The organism is uncultured Psychrobacillus sp., assembly GCF_938022135.1.
In the GTDB taxonomy this organism is placed as follows: Bacteria; Bacillota; Bacilli; order Bacillales_A; family Planococcaceae; genus Psychrobacillus.
This window is the reverse complement of sequence record NZ_CALIED010000077.1, coordinates 16,087-30,191: the sequence shown is the minus strand read 5'-3', so window position 1 is coordinate 30,191 and position 14,105 is coordinate 16,087. Positions and strand designations below refer to the sequence as shown.

At 37.4% G+C, this 14,105-nt stretch carries 15 protein-coding genes and 1 riboswitch; of the genes, 6 read left to right on the top strand and 9 right to left on the bottom strand.

The annotated features are described in order from the left end of the window. Nucleotides 1-157: 157 nt before the first annotated feature. Both Q0371_RS16385 and Q0371_RS16380 read right to left on the bottom strand, forming a co-directional pair. The gene (locus Q0371_RS16385; RefSeq protein WP_169360429.1) at nucleotides 158-475 is read right to left on the bottom strand and encodes a hypothetical protein; all 318 of its coding nucleotides are present in this window, start codon (nucleotides 473-475) and stop codon (nucleotides 158-160) included. 55 nt (nucleotides 476-530) lie between these two features. After that, nucleotides 531-983, bottom strand: coding sequence for a hypothetical protein (locus Q0371_RS16380; protein ID WP_169360430.1), 453 nt, complete (start codon nucleotides 981-983; stop codon nucleotides 531-533). A 403-nt stretch (nucleotides 984-1,386) separates the two neighbouring features. Here Q0371_RS16380 and Q0371_RS16375 point away from each other — a divergent pair, with 403 nt between their 5' ends. Beyond that, nucleotides 1,387-2,580 carry a CaiB/BaiF CoA-transferase family protein gene (locus Q0371_RS16375; protein ID WP_298472993.1) on the top strand — a complete coding sequence of 398 codons (1,194 nt, stop codon included), beginning with the start codon at nucleotides 1,387-1,389 and terminating at the stop codon, nucleotides 2,578-2,580. A 50-nt stretch (nucleotides 2,581-2,630) separates the two neighbouring features. Next, a complete protein-coding gene (locus tag Q0371_RS16370; protein ID WP_298472990.1) occupies nucleotides 2,631-4,220 on the top strand; it encodes a long-chain-fatty-acid--CoA ligase in 1,590 nt (529 codons plus the stop codon). Nucleotides 4,221-4,491: 271 nt separating this feature from the next. Here the strand turns inward: Q0371_RS16370 and Q0371_RS16365 are convergent, their stop codons facing one another. From Q0371_RS16365 to Q0371_RS16355, 3 genes are all read right to left on the bottom strand, one after another. Continuing rightward, on the bottom strand, nucleotides 4,492-4,788 hold the full coding sequence (locus tag Q0371_RS16365; RefSeq protein ID WP_298472987.1) for a phospholipase: 297 nt from the start codon (nucleotides 4,786-4,788) through the stop codon (nucleotides 4,492-4,494). Nucleotides 4,789-4,932: 144 nt separating this feature from the next. Further along, nucleotides 4,933-5,316 (bottom strand): hypothetical protein, encoded by a 384-nt coding sequence (locus tag Q0371_RS16360; protein WP_169360434.1) that lies wholly within the window; start codon nucleotides 5,314-5,316, stop codon nucleotides 4,933-4,935. Between the two features lie 169 nt (nucleotides 5,317-5,485). Continuing rightward, a complete protein-coding gene (locus Q0371_RS16355; protein WP_251556502.1) occupies nucleotides 5,486-5,998 on the bottom strand; it encodes an XRE family transcriptional regulator in 513 nt (170 codons plus the stop codon). A gap of 163 nt (nucleotides 5,999-6,161) precedes the next feature. Between Q0371_RS16355 and Q0371_RS16350 the strand changes: the two genes are divergently transcribed. The 3 genes from Q0371_RS16350 (at nucleotide 6,162) to Q0371_RS16340 (ending at nucleotide 9,761) form a co-directional block, all read left to right on the top strand. Beyond that, the gene (locus Q0371_RS16350; protein WP_169360436.1) at nucleotides 6,162-7,499 is read left to right on the top strand and encodes an MFS transporter; all 1,338 of its coding nucleotides are present in this window, start codon (nucleotides 6,162-6,164) and stop codon (nucleotides 7,497-7,499) included. 74 nt (nucleotides 7,500-7,573) lie between these two features. After that, entirely contained in the window at nucleotides 7,574-8,557 is a 984-nt protein-coding gene (locus Q0371_RS16345) for an ornithine cyclodeaminase family protein (protein WP_169360437.1), read from the top strand. A gap of 226 nt (nucleotides 8,558-8,783) precedes the next feature. After that, nucleotides 8,784-9,761, top strand: coding sequence for a ring-cleaving dioxygenase (locus Q0371_RS16340; RefSeq protein ID WP_298472978.1), 978 nt, complete (start codon nucleotides 8,784-8,786; stop codon nucleotides 9,759-9,761). 34 nt (nucleotides 9,762-9,795) lie between these two features. Here Q0371_RS16340 and Q0371_RS16335 read toward each other — a convergent pair whose 3' ends face one another. Together Q0371_RS16335 and Q0371_RS16330 are read right to left on the bottom strand one after the other, a co-directional pair. Next, entirely contained in the window at nucleotides 9,796-10,287 is a 492-nt protein-coding gene (locus Q0371_RS16335) for a QueT transporter family protein (protein WP_298472975.1), read from the bottom strand. A gap of 6 nt (nucleotides 10,288-10,293) precedes the next feature. Then, a riboswitch (PreQ1 riboswitch) is annotated at nucleotides 10,294-10,338 on the bottom strand. 137 nt (nucleotides 10,339-10,475) lie between these two features. Then, nucleotides 10,476-11,285, bottom strand: coding sequence for a polysaccharide deacetylase family protein (locus Q0371_RS16330; protein WP_298472972.1), 810 nt, complete (start codon nucleotides 11,283-11,285; stop codon nucleotides 10,476-10,478). Between the two features lie 112 nt (nucleotides 11,286-11,397). On the opposite strand from Q0371_RS16330, the gene Q0371_RS16325 reads away from it, so the two are divergent. Then, the gene (locus Q0371_RS16325; protein WP_298472969.1) at nucleotides 11,398-12,024 is read left to right on the top strand and encodes an NUDIX domain-containing protein; all 627 of its coding nucleotides are present in this window, start codon (nucleotides 11,398-11,400) and stop codon (nucleotides 12,022-12,024) included. A gap of 281 nt (nucleotides 12,025-12,305) precedes the next feature. Here the strand turns inward: Q0371_RS16325 and Q0371_RS16320 are convergent, their stop codons facing one another. Continuing rightward, complete coding sequence (locus Q0371_RS16320) at nucleotides 12,306-13,661, bottom strand: tripartite tricarboxylate transporter permease (protein WP_251556509.1); 1,356 nt, start codon at nucleotides 13,659-13,661, stop codon at nucleotides 12,306-12,308. Then, on the bottom strand, nucleotides 13,658-14,104 hold the full coding sequence (locus tag Q0371_RS16315) for a hypothetical protein (protein WP_298472966.1): 447 nt from the start codon (nucleotides 14,102-14,104) through the stop codon (nucleotides 13,658-13,660). Before Q0371_RS16315 ends, Q0371_RS16320 begins: the two co-directional genes overlap by 4 nt. Nucleotide 14,105 lies beyond the last annotated feature (1 nt).

Sequence of the window (14,105 nt, the reverse complement as noted above, 5' to 3'; positions counted from 1 at the left end):
TGATGGCTTATCGCTCACCCCGAGGAAAGCGTCCGGCTGGTGCGAAAAATCAATTCTACTTTCTGATTTATAGAGTTCTTTGCATCATAAATCAACCCTACTCTTTAACATAGCCTAAAAACAAAAAAAGCTTGGAAAAGTATCTCCTAGCTCATGGTTATTCTTTGACTATATTTATATCAAATTTCATATGATCTACATCCCAAACATCTTCATCCGTATTAGAAAAGACAGTTACTTCGACATTTTGACCAATATTATACCTCTTCACATCAACAACAGGTATTTCGTATACATTTCCTCCTTGTATGCCCTTATTAATGTTGTTGTGTTCTTTAATAACTAATATCTCTTCTTGAGCGTCTAACTCCTCGACTGTTCCGGAGAAAGTAAAACTTTCTTGGTAATCATCAGCACAACCAGCCAAAAACAAACAAATCAATGATATAAAACTTATTGTAATTTTAATTTTCAACACAAACGCTCCCTCGTTAGATTCATCATATGTAAAGATTCAGAGAGACTATTGACTAAGTTTCCTTCATTCGTTCTAAAATTTGATAATCTTTAGTTTTTTGGATTGATATAGAATTTTGATTTGCAAAATCGAGTAAATCTAAGAATACGTTGTTAGGCTCGAAGTTAAAAACACGAATATTGAGGCCCTTATTGATTTGTATAATAGCACCTTTAGTAGACCAACCAAAACGGACAAATTTAATATTTGTTATCTGGTAGGGGTGTATGACTCGTTTATAAAAAGGCATTTTGATGAATAGGAATTGATACGTCAGATAACCATCCTTTATTTCCAGTTTATATTGAATAAAAAATGAAAACAGTGAAAATAAAAGAATAATAATATGAAAATATAACAATCCTTTGGAAAAATTATTCCCTATAATATTTGAAAGTAATAAACCCACCGTCATTACAAATAAAAAAAACATAATTCCTCGCTGGACTTTTGCATTGTATGCCAACTTTTCCCCTCCTTGTTGTTTAACTTGTAATTCGTGTGACTAAACCGGCTCTTGGATGATTTTATAAGTTTTAATTAATTTATGATTTCTTATTTTAAAAAAACTAGCACATTTAGAAGGGTATTTGTGGAATACAGTAGAATTGATTTCACTCTGGCGGATGCTTTTTATAACAGCATCATGTTGATTGTAGGAGCAGTTTTATAATAAACTGCTATTTATTCATTTGACTTATTCAAGTTAATTTTAACATAAATATCCATTTTATTTAAAAATAATTTAATTATTTGTAAGTTGGTTATCTATGTTGAAATTAGTTAGACTATTGAAAATATTTAAATTAATACTTACAATTAAACTTGTAAGTGCTTTCACCAAATTAGTTTAATAGAGAGGTGAGACAATGGGGATATTGAATGGGTTAAAGATTTTAGATTTCTCTACTCTTCTGCCGGGACCTTTTGCCACGATGATGTTAGCCGACATGGGAGCAGATGTCATTAAAATCGAGGCTCCAAATCGAGAGGATTTTTTAAAGCATATTGAGCCAAAGGATGGTGAGGTTTCTGCAACATTTGCTCATCTAAACCGCTCTAAGCGATCGCTAGCTTTAGATATAAAACTAGCAGAATCGAAGGATATTATCTATAGGCTAATAGAGGAATATGACATTGTCATTGAGCAGTTTCGCCCCGGTGTTATGGATAAGCTCGGGATTGGCTATGAAAAGTTAAAGGAAATAAACCCTAAGATCATTTTCTGTTCCATTACAGGATATGGCCAAACTGGTCCTCTTCGAAATAGAGCAGGACACGATATCAACTATTTATCTATAGCTGGAGTAGCTAGCTACTCTGCTCGAAAAAATCAGGCACCTGTTCCTGGAGGTATTCAAGTGGCAGATCTAGCTGGAGGATCCATGCCAGCTGTCATTGGAATCCTTGCAGCTGTTTATCATCGACATAGTACTGGAGAAGGACAGCATATTGATGTAAGCCTCACAGATGTTGCTTTTTCCTTGAACGCTATGTATGGACCGAATTTTCTAGTTGGCGGGGAAAATCCGAAGGAAGAGGAAATGCTGCTAAATGGCGGAACCTTTTATGATTACTATGAGACAAAAGATGGTCGTTATTTTTCAGTTGGAAGTTTAGAGCCGAAGTTTCAGCAAAAACTTTGTGAGCTATTAGGAGATAGAAATCTTATAAAGCTTAGCAACAGCAATAGTAAGGAAGACCAGCAGGCATTCAAAGAAATCGTGACAAAGGAATTTAAGGCAAGAAACTTTGACGAATGGATTAGTATTCTTGGGGATGATTTTGATGGCTGTGTAGAGCCAGTGTTAAGCTTTGGCGAAGCAGTTCAGCACCCTCAAATACTGGCTAGAAATATGGTGACCACTGTGCCGAAAAGTGAAGGAGGAGAGCAACAGCAAATTGCTTTCCCTATAAAATTTTCAGCAAGTAGGCCAGAGTACCGCTTTGCAGGTGTTTCAACAGGTAAGCATACTCAGGAAATATTGAAGAGTTTAGGAATGGACTTGCCAGAGATTCAGTCCCTTGCCGAAAAGGGTGTTTTTGGAGAAATCAAAGCATAAGAATGAATCTACTCAAATAAAATAAAAGCAAAGAAAAGGAGCTGGTAATTATGTTCTCACCGTTAACGCCGTTAGATTGGAAACGAAGAGCAGTTAAGTATTATCCGGAAAAAGTAGCTGTAATTGATGGAGAAAAGGAATTTACATATAAGCAATTTTCACAGCGTGCTGACCAGCTATCCTATTCTTTATACAAGGCAGGTATTCGAAAAGGGGATCATGTAGCAGTTATGCTTCCTAACACTCATTATATGCTGGAGTGCTTTTATGGGATCTGTCAGCTGGGAGCAGTAATGGTACCATTAAATTACCGTCTTAATGCGGAGGATATTGAGTATATTATCAAGCATAGCGACTCTAAGATGTTGATAGTAGATGCAGAGTTTACAGGCCCGATTGAGAAGATAGCGGAAAATCTACCTTTTGACCAAATCGTAGTAGTGGCTGTTGCCGGACATAGTCATACATTGAAAGCAAAGGATTATGAGGACTTTATCACAGCAGGGACAGAGGTAATAGAATTCCCAGAGATAGATGAAAATCAGCTGCTTACCTTAAACTATACAAGTGGAACGACCTCTAAGCCAAAAGGGGTTATGCTGACACATCGAGGAAATTATTTGAACGCAGCAAACTTTATGTATCATTTAAATGTAAATCACGATGATGTGTATCTTCATACGTTACCTATGTTTCATGCAAATGGCTGGGGAGGAGTCTGGGCACTCACAGCAGTAGGGGCTACCCATATTTGTTTGCGAAAAGTAGATCCTCCGTTAATACTAGATTTATTTGAAAAGCATAAAATATCTTTATTATGCGGTGCTCCAACCGTTGTTAATATGCTTGTTAATGAACCGAAGGCAAAAGATGTGAAAATCACAACTAATCCGCGTATGGCTACTGCAGGGGCTCCGCCTGCCGCGGCGTTAATCGCAAAAGCGCAATCAATCCTTGGACTTAATATGATGCATGTATATGGTCTAACGGAAACATCTCCATTCATTCTATATTGCGAATGGAAAAAAGAATTTAATGATCTAACTGTAGATGAACAATCTACTATTAAGGCGAGACAAGGAATCGAGTTAGCGTTTAATGGAGAAACAAAGGTCGTTAATCAGGAGGATGGCAAGGAGGTTGAATGGAACGGTAAGGAGCTAGGAGAAATTATTACACGTGGCAACGTAGTAATGGAAGGATATTATAAGGACCCGGAAAAAACTGTCGAAGCGATTAAAGATGGTTGGTTTTATACAGGTGATTTAGCAGTTACCTATCCAGATGGATATATTGAGATACAAGATCGTATTAAGGATATGATCATTTCAGGAGGAGAGAATATTTCTTCTACTGAAATAGAAGGTGTGCTTTATAAGCATCCAGATATATTAGAAGTAGCTGTCATTGCGGTACCTGATGAAAAGTGGGGTGAGGTACCAAAGGCAGTTGTCGTACTTCAGCCGGAAAGTAGCATTACAGAACAAGAGCTAATTGATTATTGTCGCTCTAAAATGGCTCACTTTAAAGCTCCAAAAGCAGTTGATTTTGTAGAGGCACTTCCTAAAACCGCTACTGGTAAGCTACAAATATTCCGTCTACGAGAAATGTATTGGAACGGACCGAAGAAAATAAATTAAAAATAAGATCCCATCGCTTGATAGCTTTGGGGTCTTATTAAAAGATAGTCTAAGCTTACGAATAGTAAAAGTAACCCAGCAATTCATACAATCCAAGAAAGAGCAGAATCTTTACTTTTGGCTAATCTATTGCTAAGTTTTTGAAGAAAGGGATGTAGCCAGTGACTAAAAATGCTATAAAAGATTATCAATAATCGATAGGGTAGAATCATCATTGTATAGTTCAAGAATAGATACTTCACTCTGGGAGTGTTAGATGTAGGCGTATGAATTAATAGGGTTCATGTCGAGGGGATCCACATTTAAGGTTGGTTCGAATTCGCATATAATTTTGTATTAAACCTGCATGTCTACCGGACTCGGTATAACGATTCACTAAAGGGCGAAGTCTTTCGAGGAATTCACGATCGCAATCGCACTGACCTCTACCACTATCATAACAAAGGTCATGCATCCTACAGGCAGCATCTACTTCATTAACTGGAGCTCCCGGACCACTGCATCCAGGTCCGCACCAATTATAGCCTGGAAGACAAAAACCACGTTTGTTATTTCTTCTTTGTTGCAAACTAACACCCCCTTATCCTTCATGTTTATAGGGTATTCCTGTGTTGATTTACGAACAAATACAAGCACCTAGCTGTCCAATTTTTATTTTTTTAAATCACTAAAAAAAGCAGTCTAAAAAAAGGACTGCTAAGTGAATTAAAGTTTAAGATAAGTAGAGAAGTCTTTTGAATATGGAATATTGAATAATTGTATCGGCAGTTTCATTAGTAACGTTTTGAAACAGACTACTATTACCACCCTTTAAGCTAAAGAAAATACCATCATATAAGTCTTCTAAAGTCATCGAGTATAAAGAGTTTTTATTCCTTTTGTCAGTCAACATAAGCATTTCTCCGTGAAGCAGGAGGTTAGTTGCCCATTCGTCTTGATAGATTCCTAAAGGCTTGTTACTCCAGTTAGACTGGTCATCATCCTGATGTATGGACCATTTCTCATCCTCTAACAATGCGCTCATAATATTTTCAATAGTCTCTTCTGTAATTGAAATTGTTACTTGTAATTCTTTGATGTGTGTTTGTTGATTCATTTCTCCATCCCCTTACATTATTTTCCCATCCATTTAAATTTACTATGAATTCACAGAAAAAAGAATAATCCAAATAGTGGTAAACAATGTTCGGGATTTTATTTTTTATTTTTCAGATGAGTTGATATCTATATCCTTAGGACTTCTCATAGTTGTCTTCTATTAACCATTATCGGGAAGATACTACTAGGAAGCGAACAGGCTTGTCCGTTAAGTTATACCAGTAATGTAATAGATTTGCGTCAAACATCGTCGATTGCTGTTCCTTCAGTTCCATCTCTTTACCATCGACTACTACGGTTAAGGTTCCTTCTACTACAAATAGAAACTCATGACCGCTATGGGAAAAGGCATTTCCTTTGTTTTCTCCAGATTGAAGTGTAACGAGTATAGGTGTATAGGCAGCATCCTGGATGCCATTGGATAAATCTTTGTAATAAAACTGTTGTCTAATTTCAGCCAATTCATCATGAGAAGTTACATCCGGAAAGAAAACGGTCGGGTTGACTTTCAGTGCATCTGCTATTTTTTTGAGAGATTCTAACGTTACACTAGACTTTCCTCTTTCGACTTGTGAGAGGAAGCTAATTGATACATTAGTCATCTCTGCAAGTTCCTTTAGAGTGAGCTTACGTTCTTTTCTTAAATTTTTTAGAATAGATCCTATTAAATTTGAAGACAATATGTTTCTCTCCTTTTTCTTATCTATAGTTATCATACCTACTAATGAGGCATCCCTCAACGATTCCTATCAAATACCCGTTGACAGAAAATTAAAAACTATCTAAAATAAAGTTTAGGGAGAAATTAAAGTGGTACTTCAATTTTGAAAGGGGAGAGGGAAGATGGACCAAAAACAAATGAGGAAGGTCTGGATTGCTAGCTTAGTAGGGAGCTCGATTGAATGGTTTGATTACTTTTTATATGGTACAGTTGCCGCACTTGTTTTCAATCAAATATTCTTTGTGACAGAGGAGCCAACAGTAGGGTTACTGCTTTCATATGCATCCTTCGCATTAGCATTTTTTATCCGACCATTCGGTGGAATCATATTTAGTCATATCGGTGACAGGATTGGGAGAAAGAAAACATTAGTTATAACATTAAGTCTAATGGGGGTTGCTACTTTTGGTATGGGGCTACTGCCTACTTATCAAGCGATTGGAGTATGGGCTCCTATTCTATTAATTACGCTGCGCTTAATCCAAGGACTAGGTATCGGCGGAGAGTGGGGAGGAGCACTATTACTGGCAGTTGAATATGCACCAAAGGAAAAACGAGGTTTGTACGGAGCAATCCCACAAATGGGTGTAACAATTGGGATGGTAATGGGGACAGTTGCTTTATCTATTATGACTCTATTACCTGAAGGTTCTTTTATGACATGGGGCTGGCGTGTTCCATTTATCATGAGTGCCTTGCTTGTTATTTTTGGCTTATGGATTCGTAAAGGAATTGAAGAAACACCTTCCTTTAAAAGAGTACAAGAGTCAGGTGAGATTCCAAAGCTCCCTATCGCGGATACGTTAAAGTATCATTGGAAAGAAGTTATCATTGCAGTAGGGGCTAAGGTAGTTGAAACGGCACCTTTCTATATTTTTGGTACTTTTGTTGTTTCTTACGCTACTGCTGAGCTAGGATTCTCACGTACTGCTGTATTAAATACAGTGATGGTAGCAACAATAGTGACGACTATTCTTATACCTATAATGGGAAGTCTATCAGATAAAATCGGACGTAAAAAGGTTTACGTGGCTGGAACCGTTGGGATGATTTTGTTCGCCTTCCCTTACTTTTGGATGCTTCAGCAACAATCGCTTGCGTTACTTGTAATTGCAACCATTATTGGGCTGGGAATCATTTGGGCACCGATCACGGCCGTGCTAGGAACGATGTTTTCAGAGATTTTTGACGCTAAGGTTCGCTATACAGGAATCACGCTAGGCTACCAAATTGGAGCGGCCTTAGCAGGTGGAACAGCACCATTAATAGCTACGAGTCTAATGCTACAATTTGATGGATCCTATGTTCCAGTTGCATTCTATATTATCTTCACAGCGGTCATTTCTTTATTGGCAATCTGGGCTGTTAAAGATAGAAGCCAACAAAACCTGGATGAGGTGACTGCAGTTAAAAAAGATGAGTCATTAGCAAAGGCAGAAAAAGAACTTAGTAAAGTATAAAGATGTAAACATAAAGTTCGTCTTACGCTACTTAAGGCAAGACGAGCTTTTATTTTTAGGGAGGGTTTTAAATAATGCTAGTAGTTAATGAACAGGAGATTATGTGTACATATAAGATGAAAGATGCAATAGAGGATGTCAAAGGGATATTAAAAGCAAAGGCAGCAGGGAAATTAGCGAGTCCACATAGAACAGTAATTGAATTTCCAAAGCATGAAGCATCTGCATTGTATATGCCAAGTGCTGATTTAATAGGGGAGGTTACAGCTGTAAAGGTAGTGACCATTTTCCCGAACAATCCGTCACAAGGAAAGCCAACTACACAAGGCGTCGTTTTACTATCGGATGCAAAAAACGGAGAGCATTTGGCCATGTTAAATGCCTCCTATTTAACAAGGCTAAGAACTGGAGCACTTAGTGGTGTTGCTACAGATTATCTAGCAAAAAAGGATTCGAAGGTGTTGACCATAATCGGAACAGGAGCAATGGCATTTGAGCAGGTGCTTGCAGTGCTAGCTGTACGAGATATCGAACGAATTTTGCTAGTTAATAGAACTTCTTCAAAAGCAGAGCAATTTGGACAAAAACTAGTAGAGTTTGGGATTACTATTCCTTATGAGGTGTTTAAGGACGTTTCAGCCGCAGTGCGAGAGTCAGATATTATCTGCTGTGCAACGAGATCTAACGAGCCTGTTTTTAATGGGAAGGACTTAAAGGCGGGGACTCATATTAATGGAGTTGGCTCTTATTTACCCCACATGCTTGAAATGGATGTAGCGACGATAACCAAGTCTTCTAAAATTGTAGTAGACGATTTGGCTGGAGTTAAAGGTGAGGCAGGGGAACTCATGCATGCTTCTGAAATTGGCGAATGGTCCTTCGATAAAATCCATGGAGAAATTGGAGAACTTGTTACTGGAACAGTGGAAGGTCGACAGCATGAAGAGGAAATCACTTTATTCAAATCTGTCGGAGCAGCGTACTATGATTTAGCAGTTGCAAAGGGTGTTTTTGTAAAGGCAAGGGAACAGAGAATTGGTACAGAAATAGATGTATAAAAAAGGGGCCGAGTAGCAAACTAGCTGTTCGGCCTTTTTTAATTGTGTAGGAAACTATAAAAATTCTGAAATTGGTAGACATATGTACTTGCGCTTTTCCCCATTAGCCTGTCGGGGCAGGGATAGGCGCCTATGCTTTTCTGATTGACTTCTATTTTTTTACATGATAAAATTATCTCGAATTAAAGATATTTAAATTAGAGATAAAACAGGAGGTTTACCATATATGAATCATTTAAAGGGATTACACCATGTAACGGCAATTACGAGCAGTGCAGAAGAAAACTATCGATTTTTCACATACGTATTAGGAATGCGATTAGTAAAGAAAACGGTGAATCAAGACGATATTCAAACGTATCATTTGTTTTTTGCAGATGATGTTGGTGGAGCAGGGACAGACATGACATTTTTTGATTTTCCGGGAATTCCAAAAGGTACACATGGAACGGATGAAATATTCAAAACGTCCTTTCGCGTTCCGACGGATGATTCCCTCCATTACTGGGTTAAACGATTTGATCGCTTGAACGTTAAACACAGTGGTATACAGGAGCAGTTCGGAGTGAAGGTTCTCTCTTTTGTTGACTTTGACGACCAGCAATATCAATTAATTTCTGATGAGTATAATACAGGAGTGGAATCAGGAACACCTTGGCAAAAAGGGCCTATCCCTTTAGAGCAAGCCATTACTGGACTAGGACCGATCCACATTCGAATTGCACAGTTTGACTATATGAAAGAAGTTTTAGAAAAGGTATTACTGTTTAAAGAGATTGCCCAGGATGGAGATTTTCACTTGTTTGAGGTTGGAGAAGGTGGAAACGGAGCACAGGTGATTGTAGAAAAGAATGTTGTTCTTCCACCTGGTCGTCAAGGCTTTGGAACAGTGCATCATGCGGCATTCCGCGTAGAAGACAGAGCGGTTTTAGATGAGTGGACAGAGCGAATGGAAAACTTTGGATTCAATACATCGGGATTCGTAGATCGCTTTTTCTTCCAATCCCTATATGCGAGAGTGGCGAATGGAATATTATTTGAGTTTGCGACTGACGGTCCTGGATTCATGGGTGACGAGCCCTATGAAACTTTAGGAGAAAAGCTTTCCTTGCCACCATTTTTAGAGTCGAAACGTGCTCAAATCGAAGGCTTAGTGAGACCTATAGATACAGTAAGAAGCACGATTGAGTTTGTAAAGGAATAAAGTAAGAGCCCTCCATAATGGAGGGCTCTACTTTTTATATGAGTTCCTTAAATTTTAAGCGTTTATTTAAGGCAAGCATTAATGGAATACCTACTGCCATAACTACAAATTCACCTAAAGCGACTGTATACCAAGTTTCATAAAATAAAGAACCTGGAATATCAAAATAGAGGTGCAATTCGATGGCGATTATAAACATAGTAAATGTAAACAAAATGGTGTTTAAAATCATATGCCATAGCTGATCTTTTACAACTTTACCTATAAGTATACTAATAGATAGAGTGATTAGGGAATGTCCCACACCAAAGGTTAAATCGTAAAGTCCCAATGGGGAAAACAGGTTGGTAATAAATACTCCAATCACAATACCAAAGAAATACTTTTTGTTAAATACTATTAGGTGATTAAACATCTCGGATATCCGAAATTGAAAAGCACCGAATGCAAAGGGTGCCACTAGCATAGATACAGCCACATATAAAGCTGCAATGATCCCGCTCGTAGCCATCGTTTTTATGTTCATATTCATTTCTCCTTAGTTTTTTACCGTGGGAGGTTCTCGAACCACGTTAATTTATCGAACAATCCATAATAATAGGCTAATAGAGGTAGGATGTCAAGAAGTTCCAACATAAAGGTAATTTAAAGATTAGCATGGGAAATAAAAAAAACCATGAATAGGCTGGGACCACTCATGGTTTAAGTTGTCTTTTATAATGATTTGTCACGAAGGAAATTTTGAACTATATGCCTTTCTTCTTCATATGTTTTAAGTGTGTAGCCTTCCTCTTGGAGCCATTCAATAATAAGAGGGAGTGCCTTAGTAGTTTGGCTTCTATCATGAAGGAGTATAATAATGTCTTTGTCACCCGATTTGTACGCTTTCTCTGTTTCCAACTGAACGTTTTTAACAATTTCTTTATACTGCTTATCAGTGTATCTCCAGTCGTTAGAGTCCACATCCCAATCCCAAAGCTTATAGTTTTGTTTAATAAGTTTGTCCTGCATGGCTGTTGTTACATGTGGCTTGCTTCCGTAAGGTACACGAATCAGCCTTGGATTGTGCCCCGTCATCTGCTCGATCAGGCTAACCCCGCTATTAATTTCTTGTATAAAGGCTTCTGCGTTTTTGTAAACCTTAGTCTTGTCATGCGTCATACTATGAGTCCCAATATAATGCCCATTTTTTGCTACAGCTTTCACAATGGATTCATGTTCCTTCATATGCTTTCCTAAAAAAAAGAATGTGCCACTAACCTCGTATTGCTTAAGGGTTTGAAGGTTAATAGTTGTAAACTTATTTGGCCCATCATCAAAGGTTAAGTAAACGTTAGCTTTCTTTGGTGAGGGTGGGACGGGAGGACGGCTATCTTCTATTTTCTTATTTAATAATCTGTTAATATGTTTTTCTACAACTGTATGATCCACAGATGAATTGCTTTCAGTGGCGAGACTAACCGATGGAAATGGTAGAATAAAAACTAGTAATGTCAGACTGAAGGATAATAGAAGCTTTATCATATTGGAATCACCTATTTTCTTTCTACGAGTTTTATATGACTGCAATATTTAAATATATTCAACTCAAACACCATATAGAATAAAAAATGATTATTTTAAAAGGGGTCTTCACATGGAAATGCTGAAAACGTTCGACCATAGAGGAAATGTTACGGGAGTGGCTACTCGTGAGGAAATACATAGGTTAGGACTTTGGCATGAAACCTTTCATTGCTGGATTGTCTGTAGAGAAGAAGGAGTGGATTACATCTATCTCCAGCTAAGGAGTGATAAGAAAAAAGATTACCCAAGCTTATTGGATATTACGGCAGCTGGTCATCTGTTATCAATAGAATCAGTAGAAGACGGGGTAAGAGAGGTAGAAGAGGAACTAGGGATCGAAGTGGCTTTTAGGGAGCTGGAGTCCTTAGGGGTAATAGGCTACACGATTATCTCAGAGGAGTTAATCGATAAGGAGTTTGCTCATAACTTTGTTTATAAAGCTACTCCTACATGGGATGCATTTACATTACAAACAGAAGAGGTAGCTGGAATTGTTAGAACTGAGTTTTCGTCTTTTATGGGGCTATGGAAAGGTAACGTAGAATCTATTAAGATAGAAGGAATATTGATCAACGAGCAAGGAGTAAGGAGTAGTATAGAAAAAAATGTAGATAAGGACAACTTTGTGCCTCATCCATTAGATTATTTTGAAAAAGTTCTAGAGAGAATAGAGGAAAAGCTAAGGGTTACTGAATGAATTATAAAGGAGGACGGGACATAACTCTCCTCAAAATAAAAAATAGTTGTTTTCCGTTACGACGGACGCTTTCTGCAAGGCATGGACTTCAATCTCCTCGTCACTTTGCTCCTGCTTAGGCTTTTGCGCTAGCTTGTTCGACCTGGAGTCGAAACAATAGGAACGTAGAGAGTCTTACAAGAAAACAGCTGGCGTATAAAGCAGAAACAACGTGAAATCAATTTTTTCTGATTTCACGTTGTTTTAATTTATTTACTAGTATTGTCTATCCTTTTAGAATCTTAAAAACCAAATAGTTGCAGAATAATCCAGCTTGATGCGTAAAATACCATAAACTGAACACCAGCTCCGATACCTAAAATACGATTTAAAAGGCCGCCTACTGTAGCAACTGTAAGTGTCAACACTATCCCAACAAGCTGAGCTTCATGATAAGCTAATAAACATGCTAGCCCTATAAACATTGCAATAATTGCTTCTTGACTAACGTATTTTAAGACTAGGACTGATGCTTTACGAGCATAGTTCATCGAAAATGGATATGCAATTAAAGAAGCAACTGTAATTCCAATTAAACCAAAAATAAAGAAATCCCACGACGTTAAATAGGTGTGTAGATTATTTATTGGTTCTACTGTAAAAACGGGTGGAGCATTAAACAAAGGAGAAGCTGGTCCCAGAGCAACTGGGCTTAACGGAATTCCAAAGGCTATAAGTGGAATAATTGCTTCTGCAATATAAGTAGATTCTGTTACCCCATTCATAACCGTTAAGCTAGTAGTAGATTTTTTATAAGCCCCCTTTGTTCTAGACCCTACGATTTCTCCCATGAGAGAAGTCATCCCAACTGGACTAAATACAAACGTAAGAGATGATATAAATGTAGTTATCGAAGTAAAGATTGTCTGTCTTCCAGTTAGAATTTTAAATGGATTAGGAAAATACCCTTTCCAAGATTTTGTTTCTGGAGCTAAATGATATTCGTTCGCTTTGTTTCTTAAAACACTTTTCCTTGCACTAGAAGAAGCAGCGATTAATATATCAGATAACATGGGACCTATTGCAATTCCAAGAAAGAAAGTGATTGATAAATGTTTGTCTAAAATTGAAAAGCTTAATGTATCTAGACTTTTTATAAAAAATGCAAACGGAATAATTAATAGAACACTGGCCCATCTTCCTTTTGAGAAGTAAGCAATTAAAAATGCAGCTAATGTAAAAATAAGACCTGAAGATGATTTGAAAAAATCTGCGAATTGCCCTAAAAACTGTCCAAGTAAAACTGCAGTAGGTAATGCAATAAACGCTCCAATGATTCCACCTGAAATCATTTTTCTTAAAGCTATATGAGGCATGCCCATTCGTCTCAATGTATTAGCATGATCAATTAAAGGGACTGCTGTAGTATCACCCGGAATACCCATTAATGCTGTAGGAACAGCGTGTGTTAAATGTTTTGCTAAAACTGCTGCCATGAAAAAGGCAAATACACCTTCAGGCGGGGCTCCTAAAAGAATTACCAGTAAGGTAAGGGGGACCATAATAGCTGTTTCATCAGTTCCTGAAATGAGCCCGATTAAAGAAAAGACAATTGCTCCAAGTAAAGCAAACAACAGGGCAACTAAATAAATACTCATTTATGAGCCCCCTTTTGAGGAAGGTTAAAGTTTGAAAGTACTCCTAAGTCTTCAAGCTCTTTTCGTGTAATAGGATCATTTTCTATTAAACTAATTTCTTCTTCATAATCAAGCTGCAAGTCTTCATAAATTTCAGCCATATTTTCTGAAGAAATCTCATCTTCGACAAGAATCCTCTTTGGTTTAAACGCTATAGAATTAACGATTAATATGGTAACAGTTCCAGCAATACCTAGTAAAAGAGAATAAGAGTTAACCATTTGTGCTTCTGCAATTTTAGGGAAAATAAACTGGCCTAATTTATACCCGCCTATACTAACAAAAACGCTAAGTAAAATAGAGGAAATAAGTTGTTTTCCAGAAATGGTGTCCCCCAATATTTCTACAAAGCTTTCATTTTTAGCTTTGTCTACTAAACTATGTTTATTCAACTTTTCCTCCATT